The organism is Occallatibacter sp. (assembly GCF_035317045.1).
Classification (GTDB): Bacteria; Acidobacteriota; Terriglobia; order Terriglobales; family Acidobacteriaceae; genus Telmatobacter.
Window position 1 is genome coordinate 23,006 of record NZ_DATHHT010000027.1, and the last position, 20,957, is coordinate 43,962.

Sequence of the window (20,957 nt, forward strand, 5' to 3'; positions counted from 1 at the left end):
CCCCTCATCACAATCAGGCGGATGCTATCACAACAAGTGGCCGCGACTCGGAACCCGGATCTTGCCGAATGTGTGATAGATTCGCCTTACCGCCCCCGCTCGTTCCAGTTCCCGGCAAGTTCCATCCGAATCCCAGCGAGGTCAGCTGTAATGGCAGCAATCGGACTTGAGCCAAACGCAGCTGCTCCACCTCAAGGCGACGCCGCCATCGGCGCGTCGGCCCAGCGCAAAGCCGCGATCCGCCTTCTTCCGATCATCTCCATCGGCTACGGCCTTGCTTACATGGACCGTATCAACATCAGCTTTGCCTCGCTGCGCATGAATAGCGACCTGCACTTCAGCGCCACGGTTTACGGATTAGGAGCAGGGCTGTTCTTCATCGGATACGCGCTTTGCGAGGTGCCATCGAATTTGCTTCTCCTGCGCTTCGGCCCAAAGCGCTGGCTCGCCCGCATCATGTTTACCTGGGGTCTGCTCGCGGCCGCCATGATGTTCGTTCGCACCCCCTGGCAGTTCTACGGTGTGCGACTACTGCTGGGCATGGCCGAAGCCGGTTTCTTTCCCGGCGTCCTCTATTACCTCATGCTCTGGTTTCCGGCCCGCATGCGGGCCCGTGCCGTCAGTCGCTTCTACATCGCTCTTCCGCTCAGTTCGGTGGTGATGGGCGCAGTCGCGGGCTGGCTGATGGGCCTTCAAGGCACGCTCGGTCTCGCCGGCTGGCAATGGCTATTTCTTGTCGAGGGACTCCCCGCCGCGCTCTTCAGTTTCATCTTTCTCTGGATACTTCCCGATGGGCCCATGCAAGCCGCGTGGCTTACAGCAGACGAGAGAATGTGGCTCAAGCGGCAAATCGATGCGGACTCATCGCAGGCCCATCTCGGCCACGAAGCGGGCGTGCTCCAGGCGTTGCTGTCGCCCAAGGTATGGATGATCGGAACTTATTTTCTTTGCGCCCTGACAGCGAACTATGCCTACTACTTTTCCGCGCCTGCGATTTTGCAGGAAGCTACCGGCTGGACTGTCACAAACGTTGGATTTCTGATAGCAGGCTTCGGCGTTGCAGGCGCTGCCGGAATGCTGCTGAACGGTGCGCACTCCGATCGCAGCGGTGAACGAACGTTCCACTGCGTTGTTCCCTGCATTCTGATGGGGGCAGGCTATTTGACAGCGAGTTACGCACGAACGCCGTGGCTGATTGTCACGACGTTGGGAATAAGCTTTGTCGCTTTCATGTCGATGCAAGGGCCGGCCCTGGCGGTGCCGACACAGTTTCTGGCAGGACGCGCCGCGGCCGCGGGCATTGCCGCCATGAACACCATCACAATGTTCTCCGGCTTCATAGGACCGTACTGGATGGGCGTAACGAAGGATGCGACCGGCAGTTACTGGCTAGGGCTGCGTGGACTTATCGTTCCGAGCGTCGGCGCAGCACTCGTCATGTTCCTGCTGACGCGCAACCTCGCCAGAACATACGCGAAGGCACGGCTCGTCGCGCTTGCAGACGGACCTGCCTAAGAGCAGGGCGCGTCGATAACCTTCAATTTCGTTTGGTAGAGTCAGGCGCTCGCGGTCGCCGGCAGAATCTCGTCCACATCCACCCACGCCGTCGGATAGTTGCCGGTGTAGCATGCTGTGCAGTACCCGTTGTGTTCGCTGCCATCGCAGCACTTCAGCAACCCTTCCAGCGAAAGATAAGCCAGCGAATCGGCCTCAATGTAGCGGCGAATCTCTTCAACGCTATTGTTGGCCGCGATCAGTTCCTTCTTGCTCGGCGTGTCGACACCATAGAAGCATGGCGAAATCGTCGGCGGACAACTGATGCGCAGATGCACTTCTTTCGCGCCGGCGCCACGCACCATGCGGACAATCTTGCGGCTCGTGGTTCCGCGAATGATCGAGTCGTCGATCAAGATCACGCGCTTTCCCTCGAGCAGGTTATGCACCGGGTTCAGCTTGAGGCGCACGCCGAAGTCCCGCACCCTCTGCTCTGGTTCGATAAAGGTGCGCCCCACGTAATGATTGCGGATCAAGCCGAATCGAAACGGAATGCCGCTTTGTTCCGCATAACCCAACGCCGCCGTCACACCCGAGTCCGGCACCGGCACAATCACGTCCGCGATCACACCTGATTCACGGGCAAGCTGCCGCCCCATCTGGTCACGGCTTTCCTGCACCCAGCGGCCGAAGATGCGACTGTCGGGCCGCGCAAAGTAGACGTGTTCGAAAATGCAACTCGACTGCGGAACTCCGCTGGCATATTGCCGGCTGGTCAAGCCGTCTTCGGTCACCATCACCAGCTCGCCTGGCAGCACATCGCGCTCATATTCGGCGCGCAGCAGGTCGAAAGCGCATGTTTCAGACGCGAAGACAATTGTGTCGGGACCGTCGGGATTCTTGATGCGCCCGATCGAGAGTGGGCGGAATCCGCGTGGATCGCGCGCTGCGAAGATGCGGTCCCGCGTCATCATCACGATCGAAAAGGCGCCCTCAACCTTCCCCAGCGAATCGGCGATGGCATCCACCAGCGTGCCGGCCTTCGAATGCGCAATGAGCTGCACAATGATTTCCGAGTCTGACGTAGTCTGGAAATAGGCGCCATCGCGCTCGAGTTTCGTTCGCACCGTACCAAGATTTACGAGATTGCCGTTATGCGCAATCGCAATCAAGCCCTTGGTCGAATCCACGCGGATCGGCTGGGCATTTAAAAGTGCAGAGTCGCCGGTAGTTGAATAGCGCGTATGACCAATCGCCATCTGCCCCGGCAGCTTCTGCAGCACTTCGTCGGTAAAAATCTCCGACACCAGGCCCATGCCCTTGATGTTGGCGAGGTGCTGTCCATCGGCCGTCGCAATCCCGGCCGATTCCTGGCCGCGATGCTGCAAAGCATACAGGCCGAGATACGCCATCCGTGCCGCATCAGCATGCCCATGAATAGCAACAACGCCGCACTCTTCACGCAACTTGTCGCTCTCATGGTTTGTCATCCTGAGCGAGGCATCGTCGTCAGACGATGTCGAGCCGAAGGACCTGCATTTCAACTCTGCCTCAATCGCCTTTGAACAATCCTCAAGACCTTCGACCCCCTGAAACAACAACCGGCTCATGCCGTCACCTCATTGTGAAGTGCTGCTTCAAGAGACCGGGCCCACGGTTCACGCAACTCGTCGAGTGACGCCGAGATGAAGGATTGGCCATCTACAGTGATCTCCAGACGGCTTCCGCCAGTGATGCCGATTCGCGCGCAAATATAGTTGAATTCCCCCGCAAGCGACTCAATCTCTGAGATATTGCTTGAGGCAGTGGTTACGAGCACTGTGGATGCTGGTTCGGCAAACAGCCCAAAGAGCGGGTGCACCATGAGCGATTGCTCCTGCTCAACCTTGGCGCCGATACCCAGAGGGAAAGAGGCCTGTGCCAGGGCAACCGCGATACCGCCGTCGCCGATGTCACGGGCAGAACGAATCAACCTTCGCCATCCGAGCTCAATCAGAAGCTTTTGGAGCCCCGCCTCTGCCTCCAGGTCAAGAGCAGGAGGCGTTCCCCAAAGCGCGCCAAGGACCGACTTGGAGAATTCCGAACTGCCGAATGCTGCAAGCTCCTTCGAGGGCGAGTCCGTTGTGTCCTCGGGAGCATCGGGAACCGGTGTAGTCCGTGGGCTGGCGACGGGAAACGGCGGATTCGGCTCAAGCCCCGCAATGATGTACGGATTGATGGGCGCCGGCGTGAATGGAACTGCAAGGCCTGGATTCGGATCTTCGCCGCGCGGCATCGGCCACAACATCAAGATAGCGTCACCGGCTTGCTGGAACGCCGCCGGCACAGCGCGAGTTACATCATCCAGGATTCCGACGATCCCCAGCACCGGCGTCGGATAAATCCCTTCGCCCTTGGTCTCGTTGTAGAGCGAAACATTGCCGCCAGTGATCGGCGTTCCCAGCGCAATGCAGGCTTCCGCGATGCCGTCGATGGCTGCAGAAAGCTGCGCCATGATTTCGGGCTTCTCTGGATTGCCGAAATTCAAACAATTCGTCGCCGCCACTGGAGTCGCCCCAGTCATGGCAACCTTGCGCGCCGCTTCCGCAACTGCATGCATCGCACCCAGCTTGGGATCGAGATAGGCCCAGCGCCCGTTTCCGTCCAGCGCCATGGCCAGCCCGATCTCTCCAACTGGCCCCTCGGGTCCGTCCGGCTTGGCTGTTCCCTTGATCCGCATTACACCGGCTTCACCGCCGGGCCCAATTGTGGTATTGGTCTGCACCATCGTGTCGTACTGCTCATGCACCCAGCGCTTCGAGCAGACATTGGGGCTCGCCAACAGCTTCTTCAGGTCCGCGAGGTAATCGCGATCCTCTCCCAACGCAATCAGCGCTTGATCCGGAGGATCGGTTGGCACAGGTGCCTTCCACGTCCCAACCGGCCGGTGATACAGCGGAGCATCATCCGTCAACGATTGGTTCGGAATATCCGCAACCAGCTCCCCGTGATGTCGTATGCGCAACCGCGATTCTGGCCGCACCGTACCTACAATCACCGCGTCCAGTCCCCACTTGGCAAAGACGCGCAGTACTTCTTCCTCGCGGCCCTTCTCGGCCACCAGCAGCATCCGCTCCTGGCTTTCAGAGAGCATGATCTCGTAAGCGCTCATCCCGGTTTCGCGCTGCGGAACAAAGTCCAGCTCCACATCGAGCCCCACTCCGCCGCGCGCGCCCATCTCGCAGGTGGAGCAGGTCAGCCCCGCAGCGCCCATGTCCTGGATACCCACGATCGCGCCCGTTTTCATCGCTTCGAGGCATGCCTCGAGGAGCAGTTTCTCCATGAATGGATCGCCGACCTGCACGTTCGGCCGTTTCTGCTCCGAGCCTTCCTTGAACTCCTCAGAAGCCATCGTGGCGCCGTGAATCCCATCGCGGCCGGTCTTCGCGCCAACATATATGACGGGATTACCGGTGCCGGTAGCCTTGCCGTAAAAAATCTCGTCCTTGCGCACCAGGCCCAGCGCAAATGCGTTCACCAGCGGATTGCCGCTATAGCACGGCTCGAACTTCGTCTCGCCGCCCAGGTTTGGCACGCCAAAGCAATTACCGTATCCGGCGATTCCGCTCACCACGCCCTCGACCACAGAGTGGTTCTTCGCGACAAGCTCCGTTTCGACCCCAGGCTCGGGTTGGATCGGCCCAAAGCGCAATGAGTCCATCACCGCCAGTGGCCGCGCACCCATCGTGAAAATGTCGCGCAGAATTCCGCCCACTCCCGTCGCCGCGCCCTGAAAAGGCTCGATATAGCTGGGGTGATTGTGGCTTTCGATCTTGAACGCGCAGGCCCATCCCTCGCCCACGTCGATGATGCCGGCGTTTTCGCCTGGTCCCTGCACCACGCGATCGCTTTTTGTAGGCAGCCGCTTCAAATGCACACGGCTCGACTTATACGAGCAATGCTCGCTCCACATCACGCTGAAAATTCCCAGCTCGGTAAGGGAAGGGACACGTCCCAGGGCCGTCAGAATCCGCTCGTATTCATCCCGGGTGATGCTGTGCTGAGCCAGCAATTCCGGGGTCACAACGACCGGATCGGGAACGACTGCAGAAGAGGCAGTAGTCATCACGATTGCCTCCATTGTCGCACGGGATTTCGGAGCCGGCGCGCGGTAGGCCTGGAGAAAGGACTTAGCGAAAGGACCGCGCCTGAAATGGCTCTCTTTCCGGCAGAGCACGGGTGGCCCGGTAACCAATAGCTGTGCGATACTTTTCTTGCGCCCACCCTTGGCCGGGATGGCGGAACTGGCAGACGCAGCGGACTCAAAATCCGCCGATCGCAAGGTCGTGGGGGTTCGACCCCCCCTCCCGGCACCAGCCTCAAACGCTCATACAATCTCTCATGACCGGTTCCTCCGCTTGTGGCTCTGGACTGACGTTCCTGGAACAAACTCAGCCTAACCCACGACTAGCGCTGCGGACCCGGTCACTACATAAGGACTACTGAGGAGTAAACATAAGGACTACTGAGGAGTAACGGAAGGGTTGTCCACTGTCGAGGCGCACGATGCTTGGAATCCCACTTACGAGCCGAGCGCCGGCATGGCTCCAAACGCGTGGACGGCAGACGGAATCCTTCAGGTCTGGACGCCTTCTTGTTGGCGCTGCGGCGTGACCGATCGCGTCGCGTGACCCAACTGCGGCGCCCAGTTCGTTCGTGCGGCGTTCGGGCCGTCGCGGAAACTCCGGACTACTCTCCGGCGAAGCGAATGCTCTTGACCATCTCCAGGATTTGGCTATTGATCTCGTCGGCCTGGCTCTCCGGTGCAGAAGACACCACGCTGAGAAAATTCAATCCCCGCGCCTGAATGCTGATCACAGTGACTGAGACATGCGCCCCATGGGAATCGATGCCGGTCGCATTGCTTCCGTGCGCAGCGTGCCGATTGCTTTCGAAGTCTCCCTCGCTGACCAATTCCGCCTGCTGATACTGGGGCTGCATTTCCTGGAGGATGCCGTGCGCAATATCCACCGGTTTTGACGCGCTATCGCCTGCACCCTCCATCAACGCCACAGTCGCCCACGCGTTGCCGCGCGAGAGTTGCAGTGTGCCCGAACCATCGGTTTCCGGAGTTGCGCTCCATCCGTCGGGAACGACCAGCGAGTAGCGTCCCTGATTGTCTCGATACATACCGGACCTTCCCGATCCTTCGGACGGACCCGCATTGGGATTGAAATTCGGATCATTGGAAGTGACCATGGCGCCCCGGTTATCTGAGGCGGGCGGATCGGGATGATTGTTGTATTTCGCCATGCGTTGATCGCACTCAGCCTGGTCCAGGGCGCCGGTGCTGCAGGCTCTCTTGAGTGCCGCCAACTGGCGCGAATCGCCGGACGGCTGCGAAGACGAGGCCGAACCGCTCCCAAGCGTGACGCTTCGCTCGATCGACACCAGCGTTTGTCCAACGGTGCCGAGGTTGGCCTGGGGCGCTGCCGTGTTCAAAATCACCATGACACCGGGACCGCTGACAACCGCGAATTTGAGGACTTCATCGCCGCTATTGTCGTGGCAACCAGCGATCAAGAACTTGCCGTGCAGCCCCAGAATATTGGAGTCGCCCGTCTGGAGGTTGGCATTGGGGCAGTCTCCCTGGACCTGCTTCCGTATGTCAGCGAGCTGCTTTTCAGCCGATGGAGTGCTTGAATCGGGCCCGCGCATCACGAACACCGAGACACTCGCTTTGTACTGTTCGTTGACGACCGAGATCCCGTTGTTGTCCTGCGGCTGTGTCTGCCAGCCTTGTGGAACTTGCACAGTGAAATTGCCCGCAGGGTCGCGATAGACTCTCTGGGCCTGGGCTGCAGTTGCGCCATCGAGCGCACAGATGCAGAACACTAAGGCCAGAGCAACCCGTGCTGAGAGTAAAGATGGCAGGGAAACCATCGCCAAGGTTTGTCTGGCGGCGCTGCTGGAGGCACCGATTGCGCTTTCACGACGGAGGGCAACGAAGTGGTTCATGACTGATTCCTTTCGTCTGCTGCGTGTTCAAAGTTGGACTCATTTTCGCGTTGCAAATTAGCCGTCGCGGCGCTGCCTCTGTTCAGTCCTGCGGCGGCAACTGGGTAAGGACAGGGGATCCAGGGGCCGTGAAATCATTGGGATCGACATTGCCGGTCGTTCCTGCCAGCGTGCCATCCGGCGCAGCCCATACGCGGTTGAATTCGTTGCTCGCGGTAACCATCTTGCCGTTGTACGGATTGGGGTATCGCCGTTGATCGAGTGCGAAATCTTCTGTCTTCCGCGCGCTGCGACCCATCGCATCTTCTTGCTCATGAATTACTGCCTGAGACCTTTGGAATTGGTCCGCCTGGGCCGCATTGAAGGCTCGGCTGTTGGCCATCATTCCCTGAAAAGCCCGATCGTTGTTCAGCATTGTCTGGTGATAGCTTTCCCAGCTGATTCTTTCAATCTGTGCGGCATCGCCGCGCAACGATTGCAGCCTGTGCATGAAGTTCTGCATTTGAATCGATGTCCGTTTTTCCTGCCAATCCGGGTTGTCGTGAACGTCCGCGGCCATTTCCAGAAAGTCGGAGTTGGCCATGAGCGCGCTCAACTGTCCCGCGGGTGTGCGAATTACGGTGGTTCCACCGCCGGTTTGGCAATTGCGGCCGGCTCCGGTTTCGGCGCAGTGGACAACTGCCATCAGGAGCTCTTCGAATTGCTGGCCGTTCTCCTCATAGGCGATGTGCACGCGGGCGCCGTTCACGAGAGCCTTCGCCGATGGCATCCCGATTAATTGCGCCGTTGCTGTCTGCTTCTCCTGGTCGTGCTGTCTTTCCTCTTCGATCGCTTGTTCGCCTTCCGGCGTAGCCGGGAGCACTTCGAGGACCGTGGCGCTCTTGTGCAGTTGAGGCGCCACGATGTTGACGAGAAAATCGACTGCCGATGTCATCTCAACCGATCCGCAGGTCAGGCGGCTCTGGTTTTGCTGGCCATTGCCGTAGGACCAGTTTTCCTCGTGAAGGCGGCGGATGATGATCTGGTCGTCGGGGCTGCTCAGGGTGTAGACGAGCGTTTGGCCGGTGCCGTGGCAGTTCTGGCCGGGAGCCATCTCGCCGGAAAACTTCCAGCCCTCGGGCACGCCGACTGTGTAGGCGGTCAAATTCAACCCCGAATCGTCTACGTCTCTGTCGCTGACGTTGTCCCAGGAGACATTCTTCTGGGCCGGCTGTGGATGCGGATGGTCTGGCTCGTCTGGATCATCTGGATCGTCCGGCGAAGGGTTATCACCCGGATGAATGACCGGCGATGGCTTCGACGCGTCGGCGGAGTCAGAGTTCCGACTGCCAACGGCAATGGCGATGACAATCACCGCGCCCAACATAAGAAGCGCAACCCAGATCGGCTTCAGTTTCATGGCGACCTCCGTAGGCCGGCCCATGGTGCGAACCGGCTGGGGAATCCTGGGAGAGGATCCTGATCTACGGGGAGGGCTGTGAGGATCTCTCTGGTCAGTAGGCGTTATCCGCCGGAATAACGCGTCACGATCCGCAATGATCACGGTGGGACGTGCCCGAGCAATTTCTTGCCCTGAAACGGGTCTGCGAGCATGACGGAAGAACGGGGAGTCACAATTATTGGAGAAAAACACTCCGGAGATATCTATACTTTCTTGCAAGGACCCACACACATGGCGGAAGCGGGAGAAATCACAATACTTCTCCGCGACTGGAGAGCCGGCAATCCTGCGGCCATGGACCACCTGTTCGAGCTGGTGTATCCGCAGTTGAGGCAGATCGCCGGCGCGTTATTTCGAGGAGAGCGGCCGGAGAATCTGCTGCAGCCCACCTGTGTGGTGAACGAGCTTTTCCTGAAGCTGGTGCGGCAGCGCAGCCTGCGGTTTGAAGATCGCGAACATTTCTACAGCCTCTCCGCGCGACTAATGCGCCGCGTCTTGGTCGATCACGCGCGTTCCGAGGGCCGCCAAAAGCGGGACGGCGGCATTCCCGTTCCCCTTGAGGCCGACATGGCATGGATCAATGCCAAACCCGCAGAGATGATCGATCTGGATCGAGTTCTCGAAGAGCTGGAACAGATTGATCCACGCAAGTGTCGTTTGGTCGAGCTTCGTTTTTTCCTTGGATTTACGGCGGAGGAAACGGCGGAGCTGCTGAATATTTCCAAAGCCACGGTTGATCGCGAATTGAGATTTCTAAAGGGCTGGCTCAACGATCGCCTTCAATCAACCTAGGAAAATGACACAACTCCGCCTGGTTTCGCGCCAACAGAAGAGATAGGCATGATGAAGGACGCAGAAAACTGGCAGCTGCTCCAGGATTTGTTTCATCTGGCTGAGGCAACGCCTGAAGCAGACCGCGAACGGGTGCTGGCCGAAAAGTGCCCGAGTGTCGAGCTTCGCCGCCGCGCGATGACGCTACTCAACTCGGCCAATCTCGAAGACGCGGTATCGACGCAGGCGGGCGACTTCACGCAGGAATCATTTCTTTCCGGAAAAATCGGTCCTTATACGCTCATCCGGCACCTTGGCACCGGCGGCATTGGCGCTGTCTACCTCGTGGAACGGCTGACGGGAGGCGTATTGCAGCGCTCAGCGTTGAAAGTGCTGGCGCCGCATTCAGCCGGGCCATCGTTTGTGGAGCGGTTTCACCGCGAACAACACATACTCGCCTCATTGGATCATCCCAACATCACGCGCATGCTTGACGCAGGCCTGAGTGATCGGGGTCAGCCGTACCTGGTGATGGAATATGTGGATGGCGTGCAGTTGGATGTGTTCTGCGATACGCACAAGCTGGGGATCCCGGAGAGGCTGCAATTGTTTCTGCGCGTTTGCGATGCTGTCGCCTATGCCCACCGCAATCTCATTGTGCATCTTGACCTGAAGCCATCCAACATTCTGGTTACGGCCGATGGTGGTGTGAAACTGCTGGACTTTGGAACTTCGAAACTGATTCAGCCCGACAGTCTGCTTACGACCACGGTGATGGCCACCCCTGCGTACGCCAGCCCCGAGCAACTACGCAATGAGCCTGTTACCACCTCGTGCGACATCTACGCACTGGGCGCGATTCTTTTTGAAATGCTTGGCGGCGCAAGACCCGGTCGAGGAGCTTCCGTTGCGATCATGATCGAACGCGCCATGCGAGAGCAGGAGGCCGACCGCTTGCCCGACGTCGTGACTGCCCTGGCTGCGGAAAACCGTGGCATGTCAGAATCTCGACTGCGGCAGATGCTGACGGGCGACTTGGCCACGATTGCGGCGAAGTGCCTGAACCCGCGTCCCCGGGACCGCTACCCGTCGGTGGACTCACTGACGCTGGATATACAACGCTATCTTGGCGGAAGGCCGATACTTGCGCGTCCACAGACCACGATTTATCGCTTAGGTAAATTCGTCCGTCGCAATCGAGGCCCCGTTGCTGCGACGCTCCTGCTTGCCGTTGGCCTGGTCGCCAGCGCGGCCTACGCTGGCTGGCGTCAGCAGCAGGCGCTCCGTGAAGCCCAACGCGCGGTACGCATGCAGACCTTCATGTACAGGCTCTTCAAGCTGGCGAATTCCAACTACACCGGCAAGCAGGCGGCGACTGTTCCTGAGTTTCTCGAGCTAGGGGTCAGGATGCTGCCCCAATACATTACCGACCCATCTGATCTCCGGCAGGCTCAACTTGGCCTGGCCGAATCTATGTACGAAAACGGCGATGTGGATGAGGCACAGAAAGTTCTTCTGCAAACCACCGCCAGCGCAAAGGTTGCCGGCGATATCCCGTCCGAGGCTGAGTCGGAGGCTTTCTCAGGACACATTGCGTATATGCAGGGAGACAATTCCCTCGGACAAACGCTTGCAGGGCATGCGCTTGATCTGGCGCGAAAACCCGGCGTGCCGACACATGTCCGCGTCTGGAGCCAGATTTTTTATGCCTGGGATCGCGACAACAATGGCTATCGAGCCGACGAGAACCTGCGGCTTCTCCAGAGCGCGGTGAAAGAGTCCCGCGATAACAAACTCTCTCCGCGTGAAACCGCCGATGCCCTCTACACTCTGGGCGAAGATCTCGAGTTGCGTGGGAGCCTCGACGAGGCAGAACAGGCTTTCAACCAGTCTCTTCAGGTCTATGGTTCGGATCCGTTTGCTCTCTGCGATCAGTCAGAAGTCTACGGCGACCTGGCCTACGTGACCGAGATGCGCGGTCAGGTTGCTGCCAGCATTCCAATTTATCAACGCTCTTATGACGGTTATGCAAAGTGTTCCGGCGCGGAAAGCCGAGGCGCACTTACTCAGAAAGAGTACATTGCTGGGGCACTTATGAAGCTCGGGAGGGCCAGAGAGGCTTTGCCAATGATGGAAGAGGCGATGCCGAGCTTTCAAAAGGTCTATGGATCGAGCGCTGATTTCGCTGAGCCGCTCTACTTTCTGACCAAGGCCTATGTTGAAACCGGCAAATTCGAACAAGGGAAAAAATCGGCCGAAGAATTGGTCGCGGTTCAGGAGGGGAAGGTTGCCCCCACCGACCGGCGATTCGGAGCATCGCATCTGCTGTGGGCCGAGGCGCTTGTGGGCGAACATCACGACCGGGATGCGCTGCCCCACGCTCTGATCGCAGACAAGCTGCTTGCCGCAAATGCAGTATCAGTCGGCGCCAAACTTATGGGAGCAGAAGCACACGAGGTGCTCTCCGGGATTCAATCCAGACTCACAAAATAAATGTCGGCCAGAGTTCGAACCGACCTTATCAACGTTCATTGTCTCGACGATTTGACGCAATTCCTCGTCCTTTGACGCGATTCAATTAAACGATCAAATCACCTGCGGTTACTCAATCCGTGGGGACCTGCGGATTCCCCGAATTGGCTCCGCGGTCATTCGGTCGGAGCCAAGTGAGACGGAGGTCAAGTGATGAGCACCGCTGAGTTTCCTGCACCCGGACCGAATGCAGGCATCAATTCCCAGATGGAATTCAAGCGCGCGATACCCAGGGTGTTGCGCAACAGCAGAATCCTCTGCTGGATCACCGTTGGATTGAGCATTGCCGTCGCTTTCATGGGTGTTTGCATGTTGCTGATGGTGTTCTCTCTGTTGTTTCTTCAGGGCAGCTTTAGTTTCGGCAATTTGATAGCCGCTATGCAGTGGGGTGTCGGCGCATTGTCGATGCTATTGATGTGCCGGTGGGTGTGGAACAGGGGTCGCGCGATGGCGGAATATCGAGTAAAGCTCGAATCGCGTGGCATCACTTTCAACCTGGGCACGAAAAAGAAGCCGTCAGACCTGTTCCTTCCCTGGGATCAGATCACGGCAATCACGCGCCGACGCATCGGCAACAGGCTGCAATTCTCGGTAGAAGCGAAAGACGGGAGTGAAGCCACGTTCTCGTCCTTCACCTTTTTTCGACCGATGGCCGTCGCTCGTCAGATTGCGGAACGCGCCGGCCTTGGAATCCAGATCTTGAAATGATTGCCGATTTATCCAATCTTTTGTGATCTGCTTGATTCATTCCCAAGGTGGTTAACGCGTACAAGTCAGAAAGATCCCCACCACGATCCGCAATCGTTGACTAGCGTCGATGAGCACTTCCCGGCAAGGGGAGCCACCAGACAATCCAACCGCAGATCCGGACGGTGTCCACGGAGATGGATCGCAATAAGGAGGAAAACCATGACAACCATCGCAGCGCAGAGTTTGGAAGGTTCTTCCACGCCCAACTCGACAGATAAAGCTGCCTGCACGTTGTACGACGCACGAGCTGTGGCGCTTGCAACTTTTCTTGGAACCCCGGTTGCCGGCGGCATTCTCATCGCACTGAACTATCGCCGCATCGGACGGCCTGGCACGGCGGTCAAGACGATGATCGCCGCGATTGTCGGGACTGGACTCCTGATTCTGGTTGGATGGGATATCCCACATGGGCTCGATTCCCTTATCGCCATCGGAGTGATGTTCGCAATGAAGGCAATCGCCAAGTCTTTCCAGGGCCATACGATCACGGAGCACGTCGCGGGCGGAGGCAAACTGGCATCCATGTGGAGCGCCTGCTGGATTGGCTTGGCAACTCTGGCGGCCCTGTTTGGCTGCATTTTCCTGGTGCTTTACATGAAGGATCGTCTCCCGGGCGTAATGGTCGGTTCGAAAGACGAAGTTTTCTACTCAGGCTCAGCAACGAAAGAAGAGGCACAGGCACTCGGAACTGCACTGAAGACCGATGGATATTTCTCCGACAAAGGCACAAACGTCATCCTGGTAAAAGGCAAGGACGGAACGAAAATCCAGTTTGTAGTTAAGGAGGGAGTCTGGAATCAGGTTCCAATGGTTGAAGGCTTCGAGATCGTTGGGCAACAGGTCGCAGCAAGTGTTGGCGGGCTTCCGATCGAGGTGGACCTGCTGAACAAAGAACGCGTTGTCGAGATGAACTCCAATGTTGGAAAAGTTGCCGCCGATCGAAAAGACAGTGTGTATTACCTCGGCGCCGCGACTGAGACAGACGCCCAATCTCTTGGCGAAGCTCTCAAGACTGCCGGGTTCTTTCAAGGCAACGGAAGCGATGTCTTTCTGTCGAAACATGCAGACGGCACCATGATTTCCTTCGTTGTCAACGATGGGGTGTGGGACAATCCATCGTCCGTAAAAGGCTTTGAAGATCTTGCGCGAAAAGTTGCCCCCGCCGCAGGTGGTACCCCGCTTAAACTTCGTTTGATGAGCACTGCGCTGGTGGTCAAGAAGGACGAGATGCTCTGAGAAGGCCCGGCATCTCGCTTTGCCAAACGATATGTCTGCGACTGGTCAAGTTCGAAGCGAACCTCAATCATTGGGACGTGCCGGAAGGCTGAAGTCGGCAATCAGCGGCAGATGATCCGATGCAATCATCGCCCGGCGACTGCGCCAGATCTTGGTGCTTTCCATCTCGAGAGGCGCTTCGTAGTAGCAATGATCCAGGCTCAGCATCGGCAGCACTCCCGGAAAAGTCCGCGCTGACCGCCTGTTCCGGATGGGGCGATCGCTTTGGAAGTTCTGTTGCAGGAGCCTTGTCGTAATCCCGCGCGTCCATTCGTTGAAGTCGCCGATCACGATGCGCGGCCCTTTCAACATTGGCCGTGCAAGGATCTCCGGCCCGATCAGAACTTCGAGTTGACGCCGCCGTTCCAGGTAGCCCGTTCCCAGATGCACGTTGAAGACATTCACGTGCAGTGCACGTCCGACTTCGATTGCGCACTGCAATACCCCACGCTCTTCGCGGGTTGATTTTGTGATGTCGTGCGTCCGCGTTTCTCGAATCGGGAACCGGGTCATGAGCATATTGCCGTAACGGCCCCCGTGCAGTGGCCGTGTCTCGCCGAAAGCTACGTTCAATTCAGGAAGAGCCTCTGCAATCCGGCGTGCCTGGTCATATTTTCCGGTCCCGCCTGAGGCGTCTACGATCTCCTGCAGGCAAAGAATGTCCGCATCAAGTTCCTCGATCACGCGAATTACGCGCTCCGGCGAAATGGTTCCGTGAATGCCTCGGCACTTGTGGGTGTTGTAAGAGGCGATTCGGAAGTGAACCAGTGCTTTGCTCATTGTTGTCGCTCGAATACTAAACCCATCAGTTCTGTCGCGCGCTCCGTGAGCGGGCGATGCTTCCACTCCTCCAGCGATACCCTCTGGCTCTGCTCAAGGTCGAGTGCCATGTCATTCTCAAAGCGTCCTGCCACAGCACCGTCTTTGATCGCGAGGTTCACTTCATCATTGATCCCGAATGACCTGTTATCAAAATTAGTTGACCCCACCACCACCCACAAATCATCCACGCAAAGCACCTTCGCATGGATCATTGCGGTTTGATACTCGTACACCTCGGCGCCGGCCTTCAGCAAGGGTCCATATCCGGCCCGGCTTGTGCTCCGCGTAACCATATGGTCGCTTTTTCGACCCGGAACGAGGATGCGCACCCGCAACCCGCGTTCGACCGCACGGCACAATTCATCCATGAGACCTCTGTCGGGCAGAAAATACGGAGTCGTGATGGAGATGCTCCGCTTGGCAGACACGAGCAGCAGCTGAAAAAGAATCCGCGCACGCGTCGATCCTCCCACCGTCGGCGTACTGTTCACAATGAGCGAAATCAGCCTGTGTTCATTGTGAATATGCGGAAAATATTCATCTCCGATAAGCAACTCGCCCGAAGCGGCCAGCCAGTTCTCCGCAAAGGTGGCCTGCAGGTTGTACACTGCTTCGCCCTCAAGGCGGACGGCTGAATCGCGCCATCGCGGCTGCCCGTGTGTCCCGCTGTACCACTGGTCCGCAATACCGGCTCCCCCAATAAATCCGATTTTGCCGTCCACGATCATCAGTTCCCGGTGCGTGCGGTTGTCCAGGTGCATCAGCGAGTACCAGCGTGGCCCGTTGTACCAGCGAACCTTGCCCCCCGCCTTCTCCAATGATTTGAAAAATGCCTTTCCGGTGCCTGCACTGCCAAATGCATCGATCACCACGTTCACTCGCACACCCGCCGTTGCACGCTCCGTCAACGCCTGAACGTACTGCCTGGCAATCTCGCCTTTCGCAAAAATGTATGCTTCCAGGTTCACGCTCTGTTTCGCTCCGCGAATCGCCTCCAGCTCTGCGGGGTAGAAGGAGGGACCGTTCGTAAGCACCTCTACATCACCCGTCCGATTCAATTCCGCATCCGCAAGGGCTTCCACGACCTCTAGAAATCGATCCGATCCATTCGCGGGCATCTCATCGGCATTCATCATCCTGTATCGGGGCATCGGCCCCAGGAGGCCCCCAAGCAGAGACGACACGAAGAACACGAGCGCGACCGAGGCGAGAACCGCCAACCATGCAGGCACCGCAACGGCCAGCACCAGAATCACAGGTATCGTCCTCCCGAAAAAGCGGTCTCACAGCTCCGCAGAATAGGCGAATTTTGCCAGATTGCTTCGATCATTACCCGTTAGATGCCGACGGAATGAAGGCTGTTGAAGGGAATTGATTTCGAGAAGGCAGGCGACCTGGAACTATTCTCGTTCCGGCAAGTTCTGTAGAACGATTCCCAGCTGCGCACATTTCTTGTAAAGATGACTGCGCTCCAAGCCAAGAGCCTTGGCAGTCTGGGTGATATGCCGGCCGTGCCGTTCGAGCTCTGCGAGCACGGCTCCCCGTTCGAAAGCGAGCACGCGCTGCGACAGCGTTCCCGTCCCTGGGTCTGCGACCGTCCACTCCGACCCGATGGCGCGCGTCGCAGGCAGCGCCAGGCGTACATCCTCCGCATTCACTTCGCTGTTGGCAAGCAGAAGCAATCGCTCCACAACGTTCCGCAGTTCTCGAATATTTCCAGGCCATCCGTATTGCTTCAATTCTTCAATCGCTTCCGCGCTGAACGGCACTGGCTTCCATCCGTTTTGTGCGCTCACCTGGCGCGCAAAATGTTCAACAAGTGCAGGCAAGTCCTCGCATCGCGCGCGTAACGGCGGCAGTGTCACAGGAAAAACGACGACACGATGATACAAATCCCGCCGGAATCCGCCGCTTTCTACCAGCTGTTCAAGATTGCGATGTGTCGCGACAACAACGCGCACGTCCACCTTCGTAGGCTTGTCAGAGCCGATGCGTTCGATCTCGCCTTCTTCCAGCACGCGCAGCAGTTTCGCCTGCATTGCAACGGGCATATCGCCAATCTCATCGAGAAACAGGGTCCCTCGATGTGCCTGTTCGAATTTGCCGCTGTGCCGTTGCGCCGCGCCCGTGAACGACCCCTTTTCGTGACCGAACAACTCGCTCTCGATGAGTTCTGCCGGCACTGCGGCGCAATTCAGCGTCACGAAAGGGCCCGCTGCCCGTTGGCTCTTCTCGTGCAGCGTACGCGCCACCAGTTCCTTGCCTGTACCGGTTTCGCCATAGATGCACACCCTTGACTCGCTCGCGGCCACTCGTTCAATCTGCGTCATCACGCGCCGCATCGTTTCCCCGGTCCACACCATAGTGTGTTTGCCGACCCGCGTGCGCAGATCGCGATTCTCCGTTTCAAGGCGCGTGAGCTTCATTGCGTTTTCGACCGTGACGAGCAGTTTCTCGGTCGTCAGCGGCTTCTCCAGAAAATCGAGCGCGCCCAGCCGCGTGGCACGCACCGCCATCTCGATATGAGCTTGTCCGCTCATCATGACGACCGGTGTTCCGATCCCGGCATTTCTCAAGTCTTCGAGCAGTGAAAGCCCATCGCGCCTTGGCATGACCACGTCGCTCAGAATCAGGTCGAATGGCTGGGCCTGCGCGAGTTCCAGCGCACGCGCTGCGTTGTCACACACCACCGCCTCATGCCCCGCCAGCCGGAAGGCACGTGAAAGCGATGCCAGGGTGTTGGCTTCATCGTCGACGATCAGGATCTTCGCGCTCATCCTTCAGCCCTCGGCAGTGTGATCACAAATTTCGCACCCTTTCCTTCGCAACTCTCCACCGATATGGTACCTGCATGGTCGGCGATCACCGATTGCACAATTGCCAGTCCCAGTCCCGTTCCGTGCTGCTTCGTTGTGTAGTACGGCGTGAAGAGCCGCTGGCACTCTTCCGGCGTAAGGCCCTGGCCAGTGTCAGCCACGCGGATTTCGACTGCTTCATCCCTCGAACGAGCTGAGACGGTGACGGTGCCTCCGTCCGGCATCGCATCTTTCGCGTTCAGGACAAGATTTGAAAGCGCGCGATGCAGCATCTCCGGGTCAGCCATCAGGGGCATTGGCCGATCATCAACAACGGTCTCGAGGCGAATTACCGGTCCGTCCCCACTCGTGGTTCCATAGAGCGCTCGAATGCGCGCCACCAGATCACGTGCGTCGATCCGTTCAAGCTCCGGTTTCGGCATCTTGCTGAAGTCGCTGAATCGCCCGATGATCTTCTTGAGATTTGCGATCTCCACGCTCAGCGTCTGTGTACTCTCGTTGAACACTTCATCGAACTCCGCCGCCGGCAACTGCCGCGCTCTCACCAGGTTCTCCACCGTCAACTGCAGTGGAAACAACGGGTTTTTGAGCTCGTGCGCCAGCCTTCGCGCAAGTTCGCGCCACGCGGCTACACGCTCGCTCTGCACCAGCCTCTCGCGTTGGTTTTCCAGCTGCTCTGTCATGTGATTGAAGCTGCGTGCGAGCACTCCCACCTCGTCTCGTCCCCGCACAGGCACTCGCGCATCCCAGCGTCCGCCCGCGACCTCTTCTGCGGCACGAGCCAGTTCTTCCACCGGCCTCGACACACGCGCCGCAATCCAGAGGCTGAAGACAATTGCGAGCAGGATGCCACCGCTTGCCACACCGTAGGCGATCGCGCGAATCTGCTGTTGCTCGGCAACCAGGCCACTGCGCGAAATTGCCACCGTCAGCACTGCAAGAACATTTCCGGCCGTGTCTTTCAGTGGAATTGCCGTTGCACTTACGCTGTCTTCGCGCCGAGTCGTCAGGTAAAGAATCCCGCTCGCCTGCTGGCCGCTTTTGCGTGCCTGATCGATCAGCCAGGCATAATGAACGGCACCCGGAAGATCTCCGCTCGCACTGACTAGCCGCTTCGGATCAAAACCCATTGCACTTCCCCGGTTCACGCTTGCTCCGACATCGTTCATGGCGCCCGCATCGCTATAGAGCCCCAACTGCATTCCAGGCGCAACCGGCAAATCGGCAAGAAAGGTCTGATCGAGCCGCCTGCCACCTACCAGCTTCACCGCAGGCTCCGCCCCACGAATCGCGCGCACAGCTAATAAGCCAAGCACGGAGGTGCCATCCTGCATTTCCTCGCGTTTCAAGAATGGGGTCTGCGAGGCTTCATTGGCAGCGGGTTCCGGATACCCGAACCGCGCCGGCCACTGCGCCGAACTCACAATATTGCCGTCGGGGCCAACTATTTCGAGGAAGTCCAGTCGCGCATCCTGCGCCAATACTTGCGCTTCATGCAGGTAAGGTGAGGCATCATTCGATTGCACCAGCTCAAACGCCATGCTGCGCACGTGTTCCTGAACTGCAATGCGATCGACGGCGGCCGCAACATCCGCTGACCGATGCTGAAATTCGCGTTGAAACTGGCTGACGAAAAGGGCAGTTTCTTCTTGATCGCGCTTTTCAAACACTTGTCGGATGCGCACAAGCACCGTCCACGCCACGGCTGCAACCGCTGCGGCTACCGTGAGCGAAAATAGCAACAGCAACTTCTGCCGCAGGCTCACCGTACATCCTCCAGGGAAGCATCTGCCAGATCGGGTGTGCCATCCGCGCGCAAATGCAGATCGCGCACCCGAGACCCCCTTGCACACGCTAACGGCAAATCGAGAAGGGGAATGAGTTTCTTTTCGCCCAGATACATCTGTTCAACTTTGAAAAGCGCCATGGGAGTAGCTTCAGTCACCGGGCCTGATTCGCCGGCGCTGCGCATAACCTGCTCAAGGGATGCAGCCCGATCAATACCCGTGAATTGCAGTTTGCGCAGAATCAAATCCGCATAATTTGCACCTGCAGGCGCCATCTGCACATTGAATCCCACCTCGCGAAGGTTAAGCGCAATTCTCTGCGCTGCCAGTTGCATCGCACCGTCGCTTTCTGTGGCCAGGGTCAGTGGGCCACTCGTCAGCCCTCCACGGAGTTCCTGGGCTTTGTTCATATCCCTGCCGGCAGGAAACAGAAAAGAATACCCCGTCAGACGCTGGGGCAGGAGGCTCGCCGTTATTTCACCCTGCTTTTGGAATATGACGTTGTAGAGCGCGCTGCGGTCGACCGCTGCCGCAATGGCTTCGCGCAATTTCACATTTGCCAAAGTTCCGGAATCGGCAACTTGCAGTGCAACGAGGACGAGAGGCGGCGAAGTCAACACGCTGAGCCGCTGCTGTTGCGCTTGCCGCAACTGCTCGGCTGGAACTTCCACGACATCCGCACGCCCCACGCCAAGGTCCAGCCACTGCTCACGCACTGGCCGGTGTACACGAATCTCCACCGCATCCACAAACGGCCGCCCCTGCCAGCAATTTTCATTGGCAGCTAATGTCAGCACGCCATTGTTGAATCCCGTCACCTGAAATGGCCCCGTGCCTTGCCTTGTCGTCGGGTTGCCGTCTCCCATTGGCCCAGATCCAATCAGAAAAGCATTCCCCGCCAGCAGCGCTGGTAAATTCGGCATCGGCGAGTCGCTTGTGAATACCACGAGCGGACCGACAGCCTTTACGGCGGTCCACGGGCATTCCGAGCTGCAGGAAGTGGTCAACGATGCCACAACGACAGCCGATGTGAGAGGCGAGCCGTCATGAAAATGCACGCCGGAGCGAAGCCGAAACTGCCAGCGATGATTGTTACCGTCTGATTCCCAAGTCAATGCGAGAGCCGGTCGCAATGCGCCGTCTGAATCCAACTGCGTTAGCCCGTCGTACACCAGCCTTCGCGCGATTCCGTCAGGGTGCTGCCAGGGGTCGCCCGCTGTCTCCACCCGGAGCGTGCCGCCATAGTGCGGGCGCGTACGCGCCATCGCCGTC

Annotated in this window: 14 protein-coding genes and 1 tRNA gene; 6 read left to right on the forward strand and 9 right to left on the reverse strand. The window is 58.4% G+C overall.

From position 1 onward, the window contains the following. Window positions 1–150 precede the first annotated feature (150 nt). Complete coding sequence (locus tag VK574_RS13175; RefSeq protein WP_472800306.1) at window positions 151–1,515, forward strand: MFS transporter; 1,365 nt, start codon at window positions 151–153, stop codon at window positions 1,513–1,515. Window positions 1,516–1,556: 41 nt separating this feature from the next. On the opposite strand, the gene purF is transcribed toward VK574_RS13175, so the two are convergent. Both purF and purL read right to left on the reverse strand, forming a co-directional pair. Beyond that, a complete protein-coding gene (gene purF, locus VK574_RS13180; RefSeq protein WP_472800400.1) occupies window positions 1,557–2,984 on the reverse strand; it encodes an amidophosphoribosyltransferase in 1,428 nt (475 codons plus the stop codon). Between the two features lie 116 nt (window positions 2,985–3,100). After that, window positions 3,101–5,599: a phosphoribosylformylglycinamidine synthase subunit PurL gene (gene purL / locus VK574_RS13185; RefSeq protein WP_472800307.1), complete on the reverse strand. Its 2,499-nt coding sequence runs from the start codon at window positions 5,597–5,599 to the stop codon at window positions 3,101–3,103. A 163-nt stretch (window positions 5,600–5,762) separates the two neighbouring features. Between purL and VK574_RS13190 the strand changes: the two genes are divergently transcribed. Further along, window positions 5,763–5,849 (forward strand) — tRNA-Leu (locus VK574_RS13190). Window positions 5,850–6,222: 373 nt separating this feature from the next. On the opposite strand, the gene VK574_RS13195 is transcribed toward VK574_RS13190, so the two are convergent. Together VK574_RS13195 and VK574_RS13200 are read right to left on the reverse strand one after the other, a co-directional pair. Beyond that, window positions 6,223–7,491 (reverse strand): hypothetical protein, encoded by a 1,269-nt coding sequence (locus tag VK574_RS13195; protein WP_472800308.1) that lies wholly within the window; start codon window positions 7,489–7,491, stop codon window positions 6,223–6,225. A gap of 82 nt (window positions 7,492–7,573) precedes the next feature. Then, complete coding sequence (locus VK574_RS13200; protein WP_472800309.1) at window positions 7,574–8,890, reverse strand: hypothetical protein; 1,317 nt, start codon at window positions 8,888–8,890, stop codon at window positions 7,574–7,576. Between the two features lie 273 nt (window positions 8,891–9,163). On the opposite strand from VK574_RS13200, the gene VK574_RS13205 reads away from it, so the two are divergent. From VK574_RS13205 to VK574_RS13220, 4 genes are all read left to right on the forward strand, one after another. Next, window positions 9,164–9,724 carry an ECF-type sigma factor gene (locus tag VK574_RS13205; protein WP_472800310.1) on the forward strand — a complete coding sequence of 187 codons (561 nt, stop codon included), beginning with the start codon at window positions 9,164–9,166 and terminating at the stop codon, window positions 9,722–9,724. 48 nt (window positions 9,725–9,772) lie between these two features. Next, window positions 9,773–12,196: a protein kinase domain-containing protein gene (locus VK574_RS13210; RefSeq protein WP_472800311.1), complete on the forward strand. Its 2,424-nt coding sequence runs from the start codon at window positions 9,773–9,775 to the stop codon at window positions 12,194–12,196. A gap of 192 nt (window positions 12,197–12,388) precedes the next feature. After that, window positions 12,389–12,943 carry a hypothetical protein gene (locus tag VK574_RS13215; RefSeq protein WP_472800312.1) on the forward strand — a complete coding sequence of 185 codons (555 nt, stop codon included), beginning with the start codon at window positions 12,389–12,391 and terminating at the stop codon, window positions 12,941–12,943. A 201-nt stretch (window positions 12,944–13,144) separates the two neighbouring features. Beyond that, a complete protein-coding gene (locus VK574_RS13220; RefSeq protein ID WP_472800313.1) occupies window positions 13,145–14,221 on the forward strand; it encodes a hypothetical protein in 1,077 nt (358 codons plus the stop codon). A gap of 63 nt (window positions 14,222–14,284) precedes the next feature. Here the strand turns inward: VK574_RS13220 and VK574_RS13225 are convergent, their stop codons facing one another. From VK574_RS13225 to VK574_RS13245, 5 genes are all read right to left on the reverse strand, one after another. Beyond that, complete coding sequence (locus VK574_RS13225) at window positions 14,285–15,040, reverse strand: endonuclease/exonuclease/phosphatase family protein (RefSeq protein WP_472800314.1); 756 nt, start codon at window positions 15,038–15,040, stop codon at window positions 14,285–14,287. Beyond that, on the reverse strand, window positions 15,037–16,338 hold the full coding sequence (locus VK574_RS13230; protein WP_472800315.1) for a phospholipase D-like domain-containing protein: 1,302 nt from the start codon (window positions 16,336–16,338) through the stop codon (window positions 15,037–15,039). Before VK574_RS13230 ends, VK574_RS13225 begins: the two co-directional genes overlap by 4 nt. A 144-nt stretch (window positions 16,339–16,482) precedes the next feature. Next, window positions 16,483–17,859, reverse strand: a complete 1,377-nt coding sequence (locus VK574_RS13235; protein WP_472800316.1) for a sigma-54-dependent transcriptional regulator — start codon at window positions 17,857–17,859, stop codon at window positions 16,483–16,485. Further along, the gene (locus VK574_RS13240) at window positions 17,856–19,664 is read right to left on the reverse strand and encodes a sensor histidine kinase (protein WP_472800317.1); all 1,809 of its coding nucleotides are present in this window, start codon (window positions 19,662–19,664) and stop codon (window positions 17,856–17,858) included. Before VK574_RS13240 ends, VK574_RS13235 begins: the two co-directional genes overlap by 4 nt. Next, window positions 19,661–20,950 (reverse strand): ABC transporter substrate-binding protein, encoded by a 1,290-nt coding sequence (locus VK574_RS13245; protein WP_472800318.1) that lies wholly within the window; start codon window positions 20,948–20,950, stop codon window positions 19,661–19,663. Before VK574_RS13245 ends, VK574_RS13240 begins: the two co-directional genes overlap by 4 nt. Between the last annotated feature and the right edge of the window lie 7 nt (window positions 20,951–20,957).

Coding starts and splice junctions, on each gene's coding strand:
- VK574_RS13175 (WP_472800306.1), top strand. CDS start 151: ATGGCAGCAATCGGACTTGAGCCAAACGCAGCTGCTCCACCTCAAGGC.
- purF (WP_472800400.1), bottom strand. CDS start 2,984: ATGACAAACCATGAGAGCGACAAGTTGCGTGAAGAGTGCGGCGTTGTT.
- purL (WP_472800307.1), bottom strand. CDS start 5,599: ATGACTACTGCCTCTTCTGCAGTCGTTCCCGATCCGGTCGTTGTGACC.
- VK574_RS13195 (WP_472800308.1), bottom strand. CDS start 7,491: ATGAACCACTTCGTTGCCCTCCGTCGTGAAAGCGCAATCGGTGCCTCC.
- VK574_RS13200 (WP_472800309.1), bottom strand. CDS start 8,890: ATGAAACTGAAGCCGATCTGGGTTGCGCTTCTTATGTTGGGCGCGGTG.
- VK574_RS13205 (WP_472800310.1), top strand. CDS start 9,164: ATGGCGGAAGCGGGAGAAATCACAATACTTCTCCGCGACTGGAGAGCC.
- VK574_RS13210 (WP_472800311.1), top strand. CDS start 9,773: ATGATGAAGGACGCAGAAAACTGGCAGCTGCTCCAGGATTTGTTTCAT.
- VK574_RS13215 (WP_472800312.1), top strand. CDS start 12,389: ATGAGCACCGCTGAGTTTCCTGCACCCGGACCGAATGCAGGCATCAAT.
- VK574_RS13220 (WP_472800313.1), top strand. CDS start 13,145: ATGACAACCATCGCAGCGCAGAGTTTGGAAGGTTCTTCCACGCCCAAC.
- VK574_RS13225 (WP_472800314.1), bottom strand. CDS start 15,040: ATGAGCAAAGCACTGGTTCACTTCCGAATCGCCTCTTACAACACCCAC.
- VK574_RS13235 (WP_472800316.1), bottom strand. CDS start 17,859: ATGAGCGCGAAGATCCTGATCGTCGACGATGAAGCCAACACCCTGGCA.
- VK574_RS13245 (WP_472800318.1), bottom strand. CDS start 20,950: ATGGCGCGTACGCGCCCGCACTATGGCGGCACGCTCCGGGTGGAGACA.